This window comes from Nakamurella deserti, assembly GCF_003260015.1.
In the GTDB taxonomy this organism is placed as follows: Bacteria; Actinomycetota; Actinomycetes; order Mycobacteriales; family Nakamurellaceae; genus Nakamurella; species Nakamurella deserti.
This window is the reverse complement of the sequence record NZ_QCXS01000002.1, coordinates 985,097-999,594: the sequence shown is the minus strand read 5'-3', so window position 1 is coordinate 999,594 and position 14,498 is coordinate 985,097. Positions and strand designations below refer to the sequence as shown.

Here is a 14,498-nt window from a genome sequence, read left to right as displayed (position 1 = left end):
TGGGCCAGGGCAGCAGGTGCGGCAGCAGGAGTACGGATGAGGTTCGTCGGGTGACCGACACGAAGAGCACGGTGCCCGGCGTCGAGGCCGCGGCGACGCACAGTCCCCCGCCGGGGCCGCCGTTCGGCCGGTTCTCCCACGACGTCCGCACCCGCCGGACGGTCTGGACCGATCGCACCTACGGCATCTACGGCTTCGGTCCGGGCGAGGTGGTGCCCACACTCGATCTGATGTCGAGCCACGTGCACCCCGAGGACCGCCCGCGCTGGGACGCGGCGGTGGCCGGGTCCCTGCAGACCGGGGCCACCTTCTGCGAGTGGCTGCGGCTGGTCGACACCCGGCGGAAGGTCAGGACCGTGCTCGCCGTCGGCTACGCGGCCGGGGCCGCGGGTGGCGTGTCGGTGGTCAGCGGATTCGTCGTCGACCTGACGGCGGGTCTGCGGCGGCACCGCGAACAGGAGACCACTCGGGCGGTCATCGACGCCGCGGCGACCCGGGACCTGATCGAGCAGGCCAAGGGCATGATGATGGTCATCTTCGACCTCACCGAGGCCCAGGCGTTCGACCTGCTGCGGTGGCACTCCTCGCACAACAACATCAAGCTGCGCGACGTCGCCGCCACCCTCGTCGAGCGGCTCGTCGACCCCGAGTTGTCGGGGACGCGGCCCCGTGAACGGCTCACCGCGATCCTGGCCGGGTTGAAGAAGTCCGGCGGCACGGCACGTCCGCCGCTGCCGGCGCCGGTGGCGACACCCCGGCCGGCGACCGCGACACCGCGGACCGGTGGGACCACGCCGGCCGGGCGCCGCATCTCCGGCGCCGACCTGCCCCGGACCATGGTCCGTGCGGTCTCGGTGGCCGCGGTCAGCATCACCATCGCCGACTGGCTGGACCCGGAGCAGCCGCTGGTCTACGTCAACGACGCCTTCGCGACGCTGACCGGTTACTCCTCGGACGAGATCCTCGGCCGCAACTGCCGCTTCCTGCAGGGCCCGGACTCCGACCAGCGCGCCGTGAAGGAGATGCGGCAGGCGCTGGACACCGGTCGTGACGTCCGCAGTGTGCTGCGCAACTACCGCAAGGACGGCACCGCGTTCTGGAACGAGGTGCACCTCTCCGCGGTGCGCGACGACGCCGGCCGGATCACCCACTACATCGGCTACCAGAGCGACGTCAGCGAACGGGTGGAGCGCGAGGAGCAGCTGCGCAGCCTCGCCTACCGGGACGCCGGCACCGACCTGCCGAACGCGGTGGCCGGCGCCGCCGACCTCGAGGCCGCCGTGCTGACCAGCCGTGGTCGCTGCTTCGACCTGCTGTGCGTGATCACCGGGGACGTCGACGCCGCGGGCGCGCGCACCGTGCAGCGGTCCGCCGTCGAGCGGCTGCGCGCCACCCTGCCGGCGGACGCGTGCCTGTCGGTGCAGGACGACCAGTCGTTTTTGTTGCGGCTGCCGCTGGGTGGTGGCGACACCGACGCCGTGGTGGCCGCGATCCGCGACACGATGAGCCGGCCCGAGACGGTCGGCGGCTTCCCCACCGGCCTGCGCGTCGACTCCGCGCTGCGCATCGGGCGGGCCCGGTTCCCGCAGGACGGGTCCGACGCCGCGTCGTTGGTCGGCGCGGCCACCGCCGCGGCGCAGGATTGACCCGACCCCCGGCCGACCCCCGCCGGGTGTACCCATCCCAGGAGGACGCGTGACCAGCACCACCGAGCAGCCCCGACAGAACGTCACCTTCGACAGCGGCGGGCGCACGGCCCACGGTTACCTGGCGCTGCCGCCCGGCGGTTCCGGGCCGGGCCTGATCGTCATCCAGGAGTGGTGGGGACTCGACGACAGCCTCGCCGCCTACGTCGACCGGTTCGCCGCCGAGGGATTCGTGGCGTTGGCACCGGACCTGTACGGCGGCCGGGTGTCGCACGAGGCGTCCACGGCCGGCGAGCTGATGAACCAGCTGCCGGTGGAGCAGGCGGCCCGCGACCTGTCCGGCGCCGTGGACTTCCTGCTCGGTCACGAGGCGGTGACCTCGGACAAGGTCGGCGCGGTCGGCTTCTGCATGGGCGGTGGTTTCGTGCTGATGCTCGCCGCCCAGGAGGGCGACCGGATCGGCGCCGCGGTGCCGTTCTACGGGGTCGGTCCGGGCGTGCCGGACTCGTACCGGTCGCTGACCGCACCGGTCCAGGGCCACTACGGCCAGACCGACCAGATGTATCCGCTCGAGGACGCCATGAAGCTCGACGAGCAGCTGCAACGGGAGGCGGGGGTGGCGACCGACATCCACTACTACCCGGCCGGTCATGCGTTCATGAACCCGGACAACCACATGGGCACCTACGATCCCGAGCTCGCGGCGGTCGCCTGGCAGCGGACGATCGACTTCCTGCACGCGTCCCTGGGCTGAGCTCCGACCGTGGCGTCGTTCGTGCTGGTCCCGGGAGCGGGCGGCGACCCGGGCTACTGGTACCGGGTCGTACCGCCGCTGACCGGGGCCGGGCACGTCGTCGTCGCGGTCGACCTGCCGAACCACGACGGCGTCACCCTGACCGACCAGGTGGACGCCGTCGTGGCCGCGGCGGTGTCGGCACCACGTCCGGTCGTCCTCGTCGCCCAGTCGATGGGCGGCCAGCTGGCGCCGGCGGTGTGCGACCGGATGCCGGTCGACGCGCTGGTGTACCTCAACGCCATGATCCCGGCGCCGGGTGAGACGGCCGGGGCGTGGTGGGACGCGGTCGGTCAGAGCGACGCCGCTCACGCGGCGGCCGTGCGCGACGGACGCGACCCCGACACCGACGTCGGCCCGGAGGCGATCTTCTTCCACGATCTGCCCGACGACGTGGTCGCGGTCCTCGCCGCCGGCGAGGGCCGGATGCCTCCGGACTCGCTCTTCACCTCCCCGCAACCGACGCGCACGCACCCGACGGTGCCCACCCTGGTGCTGGCCGGCCGCGACGACCGGCTGTTCCCGGCGGAGCTGCAGCAGCGGGTGGCGCACCAGCGCGTCGACGTCGACGTCGAGATCCTGCCCGGTGGGCACCTTCTCGCGCTGTCCCAGCCGATCGTGCTGGTGACGCGGCTGCTCTCGCTGCTCGACGCGCTCTGCGACGACCGACCCCGGGTAGGCCGGGTCAGCGCGCCAGCAGCGGCCGCAGAAAGCCGACGATGTCGGTGATCTCGGGCATCGACAGGCTGTGCCCGATCCCGGGATAGCTGCGTTCGGTGAGCCGGGTGTGGTCGCGCAGGTAGTCCAGCGCCCACGCGCTCGCGTAGCCGGGGATGGCCGGGTCGGCGGGGTCGCGGCCGTAAAACGCCGGGATGCCGCCGCCCGCGCGGACCTCGGCGGCCATGGTCGGGTCTCCCGGTTGGGGGTTCGGCCAGCTGAAGCCGCTGAGGGCGATCAACCCGCTGCACACGTCGGGGCGCCGGCGGACCGCCGTGATGGCCGCGCACATGCCCTGCGAGAAGCCGAGCCACACGGCGCGGTCGGTGTGTTCGGTGACCAGTGCGGTGATGCGGTCGCCGACGGCGGCGATCTCGTCGTCCGGTGGCGGGGTGGCCACGGGTCCAGGGAACCACGAACGCCCGGGGCGCCCGCGGTGGGTGACGTCGTAGAACCCGCGGATGCCGAGCACCCGGGCGTCGACGCCGGGCAGCATCATGCCCAGCACCGGCAGCATGCCCATCAGGTCGCGCTCGTCGGCGCCGTAGCCGTGCAGCACGACCAGGGTCGGCGCGGTGCTGCCGGGTCGGCCGATCCGGCCGACCTGGACGGTGCCTGCGGGTGAACTCATGCACTCCATGGTGCCTGGATCCACGACACCGCCGCGGGGTTCCGCTCAGGGATGAACGACGGCGGCGAAGAAGGGACGGACGCCTGCCAGTGCGCCTCTCGGCAGCGTGGTCGCTCGCAGCGACTTTTCAATAGTTGGTACCCGGGGCATGTCCAGGCGTCCGTCGAGAGGTCCAACCACGGCACCCCGACGTTCATTCCCGGTGGGCGGACATGACGCCGGTCACCCGTCCGCGGCGGCGTAGGACGCGGCCAGCCGGTGGAATCCTTCGTCCATCCCGACCGCGGGCGTCCAGTTCAGCGCCTCCCGGGTGCGCCGCTGGTCGAACCAGTGGGCGGTGCTCAGCTGCTCGGCGAGGAACCGGGTCAGCGGCGGCTCGGACGCGAACCCGTCGATCCTCCACAGCTTCTCGACGACCGCCCCGGCGGCGGTGGCCAGCCGGGCCGGCACCCGTCCACGTGGGCCCGGGACGCCGGCGGCGGCGCAGATCCGGCGGAGCACCTCGCCGACCGGTCGGGGCTCGCCGTTGGAGACGACCAGGGCCTCACCGTGCACCCGCCCGACGGCGTCGACCGCGGCGACCATCGCGTCGGCGGCGTTGTCGACGTAGGTGGCGTCGATGAGCGCGGCGCCGTTGCCGATCAGCGGCAGTCGCCCCGATCGGGCACGCTCGACGATGCGGGCGATCAGCTGGGTGTCCCCGGGGCCCCACACCAGGTGCGGCCGGATCGACAGCACCGCGAGGTCGGGACCGTTCGCCGCGAGGGCCGCGCGCTCCGCCATCGCCTTGGACCGCGAGTAGTGGCTGCGGGCGGCGTGCGGGTCGGCGGGTGAGGCCCCCACACCGACCAGGTCGTCGCCGGCGTGGGCCACCGACGGCGAGGAGACGTTGACCAGTCGGGGCACGCCGGCCGAGCGGCAGCCGGCGAGGATCGCGGCGGTACCGCCGACGTTGACCCGCTCGAAGTCGGGCCAGGCGCCGAAGGCGTCGACCTTGGCGGCCAGGTGCAGGACGACGTCCTGCCGCCGGCAGGCCTCGGCGACCAGGTGGGCATCGGTGACGTCCCCGAGGATCTCGCGCGTGTCCAGACCGGCCGGGCGGCGTTGCAGGACCGTGACGTCGTCACCCCGGGCGAGCAGCCGCTCCGCGGTCAGCCGGCCCATCAGGCCGGTGGCTCCGGTCAACAGGATCCTCACCGGCCGGCCAGCGTGTCCGTCGCCCACGCCGCCAGCGCGGTCCGGTCGATCTTGGAGTTGTGCCGGATGTCCACCGGCAGCGCCTCCCGCACCAGCACCGCGGCGACCGGTACCGGGGCGGCGGCCGCCCGGACGGCGTCGGCGAGGCCGAGGTCGGGCAGCACCGGACCGGTGCCCGTCAGCACCACGACGACCTGTTGGACCCCGGCCGGACCGACCCCGACGACGGCCGCGGTGGTGTCGTCGCCGAGGGCCCGTTGGACGCGTTGCTCGACACCGACCGGGGTCACCGGTCCCCGGTCGGTCAGCACCAGGTGGGCGGTGCGGCCCTCGATCCACCACCGTCCCGCGGCGTCGCGGTGCCCGACGTCACCGGTGCGGTGCCAGCCGGGGTGCGCGGCCGCGGCGCGGTCGGTGACCCACAGCGCGTCGTAGGAGTCGCGCAGGTGCGGCGCCCGCGCCCAGATCTCACCGGTCGCGCCCACCGCGTCGGTGAGCTCGCCGTCGGCGTGCCCGGCCCGGTCCGGCGGGACGACTGCCAGCTCCACGCCGGCCAGCGGGCGGCCCACGCAGACCCCGTCGCCGTCGCCGGCCTCGAGGATCTCTGGGAGGGAGACGTCGGTCAGCGGCAGCGCCTCGGTCATCCCGTACGGCGTGTGCATGTCGGCCCGGGGCAGCACCTTCTGCAGGCTCTGCAGCAGCGCGGCCGGTACCGGGGCGCCGGCGCTCATCAGGAGCCGGACCCGGGACAGCACGGTCCGCTGCGCGTCGGTGAGGTCCCCGGCGGTGGCCAGCACGTTGCGCAGCGCGGCCGGTGAGGCGAACACGACGGTGCCGGCGATCCGCGCGGCCGCGTCGGCCAGGGCGGCGGCGGTGAGCGTGCCGGGCTGGGTGACGTCGGTGTCCGGCACGGCGCTCGGGATGCCCAGCGCCGGTCCGTACAGCGCGAACGGGGCGAAGGCGGCGACGATGCGGTCGTCCGGGGTGAGCTGGTAGGTGCTGCGGATCAGCGCGAGCTGGGCCCGCACCTGCCCGTCCCGGTACCGGACGCCCTTGGCCGGGCCGGTCGCGCCGGAGGTGAACAGCACCGCTGCCTCGGCTTCCGGACCTGGTTCCGCCGGTGCCGGCAGGCCGGCACCGCGGCGTTCCAGTTCGGCCAGCGAGGTGCGCGCTCCGGACAGCCGCGCGACGACCGGCGACGGCGGCCGGACGGCGATCCGGCTGCCGGGCAGCCGCATCGGACCGGCCGCCAGCAGTCCGGCGGTGTCGGCGACGACGTGGTCGAGCTGGGCGCTGCGCAGCGCCCGGCCCATCCCGCGCAGTCCGAGTCCCTTGTCGGCGACGACGATGACCGCACCCGCTCGCCAGACGGCGTACAGCGCCACCGTCAGGTCGATGGACGGCGGCACCAGCAACGCCACCCGGTGGCCCGGCCGGACGCCGGCGGCGGCGAGTCCGGCGGCGATGGCCTCGACCCGGCGGTGGAGGTCGGCCCAGCTGATCGCGGCGCCGGCGGTGCCGACGACGGCGGGCGTGGTGTCGTCGCGCCGCAGGTGCAATTGGGTCAGGGTGGGCGGCAGTGCCGGGTCCGGCCGGCGCGCCGGCGGCGCGGAGCCGAGCTGGGACAGCCAGTCGTGTACGACCGCCGGGTATCCGGGCGCGTCCTCGGGCAGCAGGTGGCCGGCCCGCTCGTAGCGGTGCACGTCGGCCTGCGGCAGCCGTCGCCGCAGGTCCCGCAGGTGCTCCTCGAGGAACACGGGATCCTTCGGGCCCCACAGCAGCAGGGCCGGCACGTCCAACGTGGGGACGGCGTCGGCGATCCGGTCGAGGCCGGGCCGGCTCGGGTGACCGGCGGCGAACGGGATGTCGGCGACGAACTCCGACACCGCGGCCCGGGAGGCCGTGTCGGGATAGGGCCGGGAGAAGGCGTCGCGGACGTCGGCCGGCAGCTTCGGGCGGCTCAGTGCGGTGGTGGTGCGCACGAACAGCGGCGTCCGGTGCACGGTGAGCTCGTTCAGCAGCCGCCGGTGGGCGAGGCGGATGAGGATCGGCCCCTTCGACGACGTGGGCTGGTGCACGGCGGTGTTGGTCAGGACGACGCCGCGCAGCTGGTCACGGTGCCGTTCGGCCCAGCCCAGGGACAGGATGCCGCCCCAGTCGTGGGCGACGGTGACCACCGGCCCGGTGACGCCGAGGGCATCGGTGAGGCGGCCCAGGTCGTCGACCCGCTGCGCCAGCGTCCGGGCGTGGGGCAGCCGCTCGGACCAGCCCATGCCGAGATGGTCCATCGCGACCACCCGCCAGCCGGGCGGCGGATCGGCGACGAGACGGCGCCACAGGTAGCTCCACGTCGGGTTGCCGTGCACGCACAGCAGCGTGCCGGCCGGGGCGTCCGGGTCACCTGCGTCCAGGACGTGGAACGTCCGGGTGATGCCGTCCGCGTCGACGACGTCGACGAGCCGCGACCACGACGGGTCCAGACCGGGCAGTCCGGCCGGCGGCAGCGTGGCCGGAGCGGTACGGGAACGCGGGCGGAAGGGCCTGCCCGTCACCAGACGATCTCGGAGATCGAGGCGTTGAGCCCCGACCCGATACCCATCAACAGCACCCGGTCCCCCTGCGACAGCTCACCCGAGACGCTGGCCAGGGTCAGCGGGATGGCCGCCGGGCCCAGGTTGCCCCGGGTCGGGAAGGTCAGCGGGATGAGGCCGAGGTCGAGGTCCAGGACCTGCGCGATCGCCTTGGTGTGCACGTTGCTCACCTGGTGGATGATGTACCGGCTGATGTCGTGCTCCCAGCCGAAGTCGGCCGCGGACTCGCCCCACATCTCCAGGGTGAGCTCGATCCCGGCGTTCATCAGCCCGGTCGAGTCGGTGCGCATGTCGTCCATGTCGCCCACGCACAGTTCGTTGTGCTGGCTGGCCGACCGGGTGGCGCCGCCGAGGTAGCGGTGCCCCTCGGGGTGCAGGTCGGTCCGGCCCAGCACCATCGCGGCGGCGCCCGAACCGAGCGTCAGCGACGCGAAGTTGTCGAACACGTGTTTGGCGTTGGCGGCGCGCTCCTCGAGCCGGGCGATGGTCGCCTCGTGCAGCTCCTCCGCGTCCTCACCGTTGACGATCAGCGCGTAGTCGATCTGGCCGCTGTCGATCATCGCCGAGGCCAGCTGCATGCCGTTGACGAAGCCGAGGCAGGCGTTGGTGACGTCGAAGTTGTGGCACGAGCTGGGCAGTCCCAGCTGGTGGTGCACGGCGACGGCGGTCGACGGCTCCAGGTGCGCCCGGCTGACGGAGGTGTTGATCATCAGCCCGATCTGACCGGGCTGGACACCCGCCTCGGCCATCGCCTTCGCACCGGCCATCGCGGCCCCGTCGACGAACGTCGTGCCCTTGTTCCACCAGCGGCGCTCGCTGATCCCCGCGAGCCGCTGCATCATGCCCGGCCGCAGGCCCACCCGCTGGTAGACCTCGGCGAGGCGGGCGTCGAGCGCGTCGGAGGTGATGACCCGCGGCGCCTCGATCGCGCAGACGGCGAGGACGGAGGTGTTGCGGAATCTGTGGATGGCGTTCCCGGCCATACGACCCTTCCTGCGGGCACGCGACGAACCCGTCGATCGGCAGGGTCGCCCGCGATGCCCAAGACTGTCCCACTACGGGGCTCGTAGGCTTGACCGTTCCACGGTAACGGATCGTGACGTGGGTCCGATCCAGCCCGCCCACAGCGGTACCCCGCCACACGTACCGACCCTCGCACGCCCGGTGCGACAGTGGTCACACCCGCACGGGTGTGGCCGGAGAGGAGCCGTCCGTGCCGGTGGGACCGACGGACCGGCGACGCCTGCTCGGCCTGCTGCTGGTGGCGGCGACCGTGCTGACCTGGTGGGTGTTCCTGGGCCGTGACACCACGTACCAGCGCGACCCCGATTCGGGCGTGACCAGCGGTCCGTACGAGCAGCCCCAGATCCTCGCCTGCGCGGCCGTCCTCGCCCTGCTCGCCATCGGCGCGGGCTGGTGGTTGCGCCGCACGGCGATCGTCGTCCTCGTGACCGGCGCGTTCACCCTCGCCTGGTCGGCCGAGGCCTCGTCGGACGAGACGGGTCTCTGGCTGGTCGGCGCGATCGGCGTCCTGGTCGGGTGCGGTGCCGGCATGGTCCTGGCCACCTGGCTGGGCGACGGGCTCCGGTCCCTGCTCGCCCGGCGATCCGCCTAGGGTGCCTCGGATCCCCGGTGGGCCTCCTGCTCCAGCAGCGGCTCCAGATCCTTCAGCCGGTCCAGGCCGCGGACGGCCTGTGCCATCCGGTGGTTGCGGGCGAAGCTGTCCTTGTGGCGGTGCAGGAACGCCCAGTAGCCCGCGGTGTACGGGCACGCCTTCTCCCCCACCCTGACCTTCGGGTCGTACCGGCAGCCCTTGCAGAAGTCGGTCATCCGGTCGATGTAGGCGCCGCCCGCGGCGTACGGCTTGGTCGCCATCACCCCGCCGTCGGCGTGCTGGCTCATTCCCACCACGTTGGGCACCATCACCCAGTCGTAGCCGTCGACGAACGAGCGGTGGAACCAGTCGGTGACCTCGGCCGGCTGCCAGCCGTGCTGCATCGCGTAGTTGCCCAGGATCATCAGCCGCGGGATGTGGTGCACCCAGCCGTGGTTGCGCAGGTTGCCCAGCACCGTGGACAGGCAGCGGGCCTGCACCGCGTCGCCGTCGAGCTCGGCGAACCACTCCGGTAGCGAGGTGGTCGCCCGGAGGGCGTTGCGGTCGCGGTAGTCGGCGTCCTGCTGCCAGTAGAGGTGCCAGACGTAGTCGCGCCAGCCGATGACCTGCCGGACGAACCCCTCGACCGAGGGGAGCCGGGCGTCGCCCGAGCGGTAGGCCTCCTCGGCGGCGTGCGCCATCTCCAGCGGTTCGAGCAGACCGAGGTTCAGCGGCGCCGACAGCAGCGAGTGCGACATCCACGGATCGTCGGCGAGGACCGCGTCCTCGGTGGGGCCGAACCGGTCCAGCCGGTGCTCCACGAAGTGCGCCAGCGCCTGCCGGGCCTCGTCCCGGGTGGCGGCGAACCGGCGCGGGCCGTCGACGCCGACGAACGAGACGTCGCCGTCGGCCTCCCAGCGGTCGAGGTCGGCGCGCACCTCCTCGTCGATGGCGTCCTCGGTCGGCCACCACGGCGCGGGGACGTCCAGCTCACCCGACCGCGGCGCCGGCTCCCGGTTGTCCGCGTCGTAGTTCCATCTGCCGCCGACGGGCTCGTCACCGTCGAGCAGGATGTCGAAGCGACGCCGCGACTCCCGGTAGAAGTCCTCCAGCAGCAACCGCCGCTGCCCCCGTGACCGCACCCAGGTGTCGAACTGCTCCATTGACGTCGCGTACCCGCGCGCCGGCAGCACCTCCACCCCGGGAAGCCGGCCGACCAGGCGCAGCGCCGAGCGGCTCGTCGGGTGGCACACCGTCAGCGGCTCGCCGAAGTCCCGCACCGCGTCGGCGTAGCGGTCCGCGCGGACGTAGGTGCACCGCTCGCCGAGCTCCGCGGCGCGGTGCCGCATCGCCGACAGCACCAGGTGCGCCTTCTGCCGGTGGAAGCGACGCCGAGCGAACACCTTTCGCGACTCGACGAGCAGCACCCGCTGCTCGGGGTGGTCGAGGAAGGACGGTCCCAGCTGGTCGGCGAAGAGCCAGCGGACGGTGTCCGGGCGGGCTGAGGTGGTCGCGGCGGTGGTCGCGGGCTCGGGTGTGGGCACACCGGAGCAGTGCCCAGCGACCTCCCGCCGGACGCGCGGTTGCCGGGCGCGCCGGATGGATACAGATGCACTGCGGACGTCGACCGGGCCGACCCGGTCGCGTCGCGCACCAGTCTCCGCGCCCGACGTCCGGCGCCCACCCCTACCGGAGGATCCCGTGACCGACCAGCAGCCCGTGACCGGCGACCAGCGCGCCATCGTCGACCAGGACGTGGACGAACGTGACCCGGCCGACGACTCCGACGAGTTGAACGACCCGACGGCGATGGTCCAGACCTACCCCAAGGCGTTCGACGACAAGATCGCCGAGGCCGAGAAGGCCATCGGGACCGAGACCGGCGCCGATCTCACCGACGACGAGACCACCGGCGCGAACCGGGTCACCGACCGCGCCTGACGCGTTCTGCGCTCCGCCGGCCGGCGTTCCCGGCCGGCGGGCGTCACCCCACCCGGACGCTCACAGCAACCCCAGTCCGCGCATCTCCGCCTCGCTGAGCAGCCGCGAGCGGATCAGGAAGCGCACCCCCTCCGGTGACTCCACCGAGAACCCGCTACCCCGGCCCTTCACCACGTCCACCGTCAGGTGCGTGTGCTTCCAGTACTCGTACTGCGCCACCGACATCCAGAACGGCACCGGCCGGTCCAGGCCGTCGACGGGCAGGTCACCCAGGTGGACGTCGGCGTCACCGAGCAGGAAGTCACCGTCCGGGAAGCACATCGGCGAGCTGCCGTCGCAGCAACCGCCCGACTGGTGGAACATCAGGGGCCCGTGCCGGTCCGTCATCGTCCGCAGCAGGTCCACCGCCGCCGGGGTGGCGTCCACGCGGCGGACGACGGCGGGGATTCCACCGTCGCCCACCGGGTCGTCGTGGACGCCACCCGGCAGCACGCTCATCAGAAGAACCCGAGCGCGTCGGGCGAGTAGCTGACGAGCAGGTTCTTGGTCTGCTGGTAGTGGTCCAGCATCATCTTGTGGTTCTCCCGGCCGATGCCGGACTGCTTGTACCCACCGAACGCGGCGTGTGCCGGGTACTGGTGGTAGCAGTTGGTCCAGACCCGCCCCGCCTTGATGCCGCGGCCCATCCGGTAGGCCCGGCCGCTGTCGCGGGTCCAGACGCCGGCGCCCAGGCCGTAGAGCGTGTCGTTGCTGATCTTGAGGGCGTCGGCCTCGTCGTCGAACGTGGTCACCGACACCACCGGCCCGAAGATCTCCTCCTGGAAGATCCGCATCGAGTTGTCACCCTGGAACACCGTGGGCTGCACGAAGTATCCGCCCGACAGCTCACCCCCGAGATCGGCGCGGGCACCGCCGGTGAGCACCTTCGCGCCCTCCTGACGGCCGATGTCGAGGTAGCTCAGGATCTTCTCCAGCTGGTCGTTGGAGGCCTGCGCACCCATCGTGGTGGCGGTGTCCAGCGGGTTGCCCTGGACGATGGCCTCGACCCGCTTGACCGCGTCGGCGAGGAAGTCGCTGGCGATGCTGCTCTGGATCAGCGCCCGCGACGGGCAGGTGCAGACCTCACCCTGGTTGAGGGCGAACATCGTGAACCCCTCGAGCGCCTTGTCGTAGAAGGCGTCGTCGGCGGCGGCCACGTCGTCGAAGAAGACGTTCGGTGACTTGCCGCCGAGCTCGAGCGTGACCGGGATGATGTTCTGCGAGGCGTACTGCATGATGAGCCGCCCGGTGGTGGTCTCACCGGTGAAGGCGATCTTGGCGATGCGCTTGTTCGAGGCCAGCGGCTTGCCCGCTTCGACGCCGAAGCCGTTGACGATGTTGAGGACGCCGGCCGGCAGCACGTCGCCGATCAGTTCGGCGAGCTTGAGGATCGACCACGGTGTCTGCTCGGCGGGCTTGAGCACGACCGCGTTGCCGGCGGCCAGCGCGGGGGCCAGCTTCCACACGGCCATCAGGATCGGGAAGTTCCACGGGATGATCTGGCCGACCACACCCAGCGGCTCGTGGAAGTGGTAGGCGATGGTGTTCTCGTCGATCTCGGAGATGCCGCCCTCCTGGGCGCGCAGCGAGCCGGCGAAGTAGCGGAAGTGGTCGATCGCCAGCGGCAGGTCGGCGGCGAGCGTCTCCCGGACGGCCTTGCCGTTGTCCCAGCACTCGGCGATCGCCAGGTCCTCCAGGTTGGCCTCCATGATGTCGGCGATCCTGAGCAGCCGGTTCGACCGCTCGGCCGGCGACATCCGTCCCCAGGCGTCGGCGGCCGCGTGCGCGGCGTCCAGCGCCGCCTCGATGTCCTCGGCGGTGCCGCGCGCGATCTCGGTGAACGCCTGGCCCGTCGCCGGGGCGATGTCCTCGAAGTACCGACCCTTGATCGGGTCCACCCATTCGCCGCCGATGTAGTGCCCGTAGCGGCTCTTCACCGTCACCGGCGAATCGGCCGAGCCGGGTGCGGAGTACACCGTCATTGCTGTTCTCCCTCGTGTCGCAGATTCCGCTCGGCCACCCGACCTCGCGGTGACGACACGCTAGGAGCCGCAACGTTGCAACGACGTTGCGTGGGTCACAGTCAGGGGCGACGCAGGGTCGGCTGGCCGACACCCAGTTCGCGGTCCAACCGACGCAACTGAGCTGCGGCCAGTGGGCGCAACGGGCTGGTGGTGGGCAGGTGCTCGTACTGGGCCCGCCACATCCCGTAGTCGTCGGTCCCCCAGGCGGAGCGTGTCCAGGTCGACATCAGGTTGCTCTGCCGACTGGTGAGGACCGCCTGCCGCAACTCGTTCTCCAGTTCCGCGCGGAGCCGTCCGACCCCGGGCGCGGTGGACTGCGGCAGCAGCGGACCGCGGTAGGCGAGCAGGGCGCCGGCGACGTCACCGGCGGACAGCCGGGCCCGCACGGCGAGCCAGTCCGCGCTGATCTCGGCGACCAGCCGGTACGGCCGGGAGGCGAGCAGCTCGTCACCGAGAAGGCCGCGGAGCCGCTTGAGCTCGGCGCGCAGGGTCGAGTCGGAGGTGTCGTGCTCGTACAGCAGCACCGCCAGTTCGTCGCCGGACAGGCCCCGCGGCGCGCACGCCAGCAGCAGCACGATCTCGGAGTGCCGGGGGCTCAGCCGGATCGTCACCGGGTTCCGGGAACCCGTCGACACGGTCAGCAGCGTCTCGCTGCGACCCAGCGACTCGACGTTCACGGCGATGTCCGCCCGGTGTGCCGCCGGCTCCGGAGACGTCCTGCGCTGCAGGCTGTCCCGTGCCAACTCCGCCTCGGCCATCCGGGCCGCCGCCCGGACCATGCCCATCGTCTGCGGCACCTCGATCGCCACCCCGCCGGTGATGTCCAGAACGCCCAGCAGCGCGTGCGTCGTCGGGTCGTGGATCGGGGTGGCCGCACAGCTCCAGCGCTGCACCGAGGTACGGAAGTGTTCGGCCCGGATCACCTGCACGGACTCGTCGAGCCGTAGCGCCATCCCGGGGGCGTTGGTGCCGGCGATAGTCTCGTCCCAGTTGCTGCCTTCGACGAAACCGATCGGCTCGGCCCGGCGCAGCGACGCCGGGCTGCCGCACAGCCACAACAGCTGGCCGGCCTCGTCGCTGACCGCCAGAATCGCGTCGCAGTCCCTGGCGGCCTGGCCGAGCACGTCCTCCAGCAACGGGAAGACCCGGGCCAGCGGATGCGCCTCGCGGTGGTCGCGCAGGGTGTCGTCGGGCAGCGTGATCGGTGCGTGCACGGTGTCGGCCCGGACGCCCGCCGCCGCCGACCGGAACCACGACTCGGCCACCAGTGCCCGGAGCCCGCGCGACGTCGCCACCCCACCAGTGAAGCACCGACCGGCGGAACG

General features: G+C 72.6%; 13 protein-coding genes. 5 read left to right on the top strand and 8 right to left on the bottom strand.

What is annotated here, in order from left to right; translation table 11 throughout:
• Window positions 1-50: 50 nt before the first annotated feature.
• From DB033_RS04705 to DB033_RS04695, 3 genes are read left to right on the top strand one after another with little or no spacing between them, the layout of a single operon-like run.
• A complete protein-coding gene (locus DB033_RS04705; RefSeq protein WP_170315475.1) occupies window positions 51-1,646 on the top strand; it encodes a PAS and ANTAR domain-containing protein in 1,596 nt (531 codons plus the stop codon).
• A 49-nt stretch (window positions 1,647-1,695) separates the two neighbouring features.
• The gene (locus tag DB033_RS04700) at window positions 1,696-2,400 is read left to right on the top strand and encodes a dienelactone hydrolase family protein (protein WP_111765669.1); all 705 of its coding nucleotides are present in this window, start codon (window positions 1,696-1,698) and stop codon (window positions 2,398-2,400) included.
• A 9-nt stretch (window positions 2,401-2,409) separates the two neighbouring features.
• A complete protein-coding gene (locus tag DB033_RS04695) occupies window positions 2,410-3,168 on the top strand; it encodes an alpha/beta fold hydrolase (RefSeq protein WP_111765668.1) in 759 nt (252 codons plus the stop codon).
• Here the strand turns inward: DB033_RS04695 and DB033_RS04690 are convergent.
• The 4 genes from DB033_RS04690 to DB033_RS04675 form a co-directional block, all read right to left on the bottom strand.
• On the bottom strand, window positions 3,125-3,787 hold the full coding sequence (locus DB033_RS04690) for an alpha/beta hydrolase (RefSeq protein WP_157970506.1): 663 nt from the start codon (window positions 3,785-3,787) through the stop codon (window positions 3,125-3,127). The genes DB033_RS04695 and DB033_RS04690 overlap by 44 nt on opposite strands.
• 222 nt (window positions 3,788-4,009) lie before the next feature.
• Complete coding sequence (locus DB033_RS04685) at window positions 4,010-4,984, bottom strand: NAD-dependent epimerase/dehydratase family protein (protein ID WP_111767242.1); 975 nt, start codon at window positions 4,982-4,984, stop codon at window positions 4,010-4,012.
• Complete coding sequence (locus DB033_RS04680) at window positions 4,981-7,536, bottom strand: alpha/beta fold hydrolase (protein WP_111765666.1); 2,556 nt, start codon at window positions 7,534-7,536, stop codon at window positions 4,981-4,983. Before DB033_RS04680 ends, DB033_RS04685 begins: the two co-directional genes overlap by 4 nt.
• The gene (locus DB033_RS04675; protein ID WP_111765665.1) at window positions 7,533-8,558 is read right to left on the bottom strand and encodes a 3-oxoacyl-ACP synthase III; all 1,026 of its coding nucleotides are present in this window, start codon (window positions 8,556-8,558) and stop codon (window positions 7,533-7,535) included. The genes DB033_RS04680 and DB033_RS04675 overlap by 4 nt, the downstream gene beginning before the upstream one ends.
• A gap of 230 nt (window positions 8,559-8,788) precedes the next feature.
• Between DB033_RS04675 and DB033_RS04670 the strand changes: the two genes are divergently transcribed.
• Window positions 8,789-9,190 (top strand): hypothetical protein, encoded by a 402-nt coding sequence (locus DB033_RS04670; RefSeq protein ID WP_111765664.1) that lies wholly within the window; start codon window positions 8,789-8,791, stop codon window positions 9,188-9,190.
• Here the strand turns inward: DB033_RS04670 and DB033_RS04665 are convergent.
• The gene (locus tag DB033_RS04665; protein ID WP_240615734.1) at window positions 9,187-10,713 is read right to left on the bottom strand and encodes a cryptochrome/photolyase family protein; all 1,527 of its coding nucleotides are present in this window, start codon (window positions 10,711-10,713) and stop codon (window positions 9,187-9,189) included. The genes DB033_RS04670 and DB033_RS04665 overlap by 4 nt on opposite strands.
• A gap of 157 nt (window positions 10,714-10,870) precedes the next feature.
• Here DB033_RS04665 and DB033_RS04660 point away from each other — a divergent pair, with 157 nt between their 5' ends.
• Window positions 10,871-11,110: a hypothetical protein gene (locus DB033_RS04660; protein ID WP_170315450.1), complete on the top strand. Its 240-nt coding sequence runs from the start codon at window positions 10,871-10,873 to the stop codon at window positions 11,108-11,110.
• Window positions 11,111-11,170: 60 nt separating this feature from the next.
• Here DB033_RS04660 and DB033_RS04655 read toward each other — a convergent pair whose 3' ends face one another.
• The 3 genes from DB033_RS04655 to DB033_RS04645 all read right to left on the bottom strand — a co-directional run bounded on the left by DB033_RS04655 (window position 11,171) and on the right by DB033_RS04645 (window position 14,468).
• Window positions 11,171-11,608, bottom strand: a complete 438-nt coding sequence (locus DB033_RS04655; protein ID WP_111765661.1) for a DUF779 domain-containing protein — start codon at window positions 11,606-11,608, stop codon at window positions 11,171-11,173.
• On the bottom strand, window positions 11,608-13,131 hold the full coding sequence (gene adh, locus DB033_RS04650) for an aldehyde dehydrogenase (protein ID WP_111765660.1): 1,524 nt from the start codon (window positions 13,129-13,131) through the stop codon (window positions 11,608-11,610). Before adh ends, DB033_RS04655 begins: the two co-directional genes overlap by 1 nt.
• 101 nt (window positions 13,132-13,232) lie before the next feature.
• Window positions 13,233-14,468 (bottom strand): helix-turn-helix domain-containing protein, encoded by a 1,236-nt coding sequence (locus tag DB033_RS04645; RefSeq protein WP_111765659.1) that lies wholly within the window; start codon window positions 14,466-14,468, stop codon window positions 13,233-13,235.
• Between the last annotated feature and the right edge of the window lie 30 nt (window positions 14,469-14,498).

Coding starts and splice junctions, on each gene's coding strand:
- DB033_RS04655 (WP_111765661.1), bottom strand. CDS start 11,608: ATGAGCGTGCTGCCGGGTGGCGTCCACGACGACCCGGTGGGCGACGGT.
- DB033_RS04690 (WP_157970506.1), bottom strand. CDS start 3,787: ATGAGTTCACCCGCAGGCACCGTCCAGGTCGGCCGGATCGGCCGACCC.
- adh (WP_111765660.1), bottom strand. CDS start 13,131: ATGACGGTGTACTCCGCACCCGGCTCGGCCGATTCGCCGGTGACGGTG.
- DB033_RS04675 (WP_111765665.1), bottom strand. CDS start 8,558: ATGGCCGGGAACGCCATCCACAGATTCCGCAACACCTCCGTCCTCGCC.